Annotated in this window: 1 protein-coding gene and 1 pseudogene; both read right to left on the reverse strand. The window is 55.3% G+C overall.

What is annotated here, in order from left to right:
* Positions 1-433: pseudogene (locus IM317_RS24315) on the reverse strand (IS1 family transposase); the annotation flags it as partial.
* Entirely contained in the window at positions 352-627 is a 276-nt protein-coding gene (locus IM317_RS24230) for an IS1-like element transposase (RefSeq protein ID WP_000179213.1), read from the reverse strand. The pseudogene IM317_RS24315 and the gene IM317_RS24230, both read right to left, overlap by 82 nt.
* Positions 628-682 lie beyond the last annotated feature (55 nt).

The raw sequence follows: 682 nt of genomic DNA on the forward strand, positions 1-682 counted from the left end.
CGACAGCGACTTCCGTCCCAGCCGTGCCAGGTGCTGCCTCAGATTCAGGTTATGCCGCTCAATTCGCTGCGTATATCGCTTGCTGATTACGTGCAGCTTTCCCTTCAGGCGGGATTCATACAGCGGCCAGCCATCCGTCATCCATATCACCACGTCAAAGGGTGACAGCAGGCTCATAAGACGCCCCAGCGTCGCCATAGTGCGTTCACCGAATACGTGCGCAAACCGTCTTCCGGAGCCTGTCATACGCGTAAAACAGCCAGCGCTGGCGCGATTTAGCCCCGACGTATCCCCACTGTTCGTCCATTTCCGCGCAGACGATGACGTCACTGCCCGGCTGTATGCGCGAGGTTACCGACTGCGGCCTGAGTTTTTTAAGTGACGTAAAATCGTGTTGAGGCCAACGCCCATAATGCGGGCGGTTGCCCGGCATCCAACGCCATTCATGGCCATATCAATGATTTTCTGGTGCGTACCGGGTTGAGAAGCGGTGTAAGTGAACTGCAGTTGCCATGTTTTACGGCAGTGAGAGCAGAGATAGCGCTGATGTCCGGCGGTGCTTTTGCCGTTACGCACCACCCCGTCAGTAGCTGAACAGGAGGGACAGCTGATAGAAACAGAAGCCACTGGAGCACCTCAAAAACACCATCATACACTAAATCAGTAAGTTGGCAGCATCACC

The sequence above is a fragment of the Enterobacter cloacae complex sp. S3 genome (assembly GCF_014930495.1).
GTDB classification, from domain to species: Bacteria; Pseudomonadota; Gammaproteobacteria; order Enterobacterales; family Enterobacteriaceae; genus Enterobacter; species Enterobacter asburiae_B.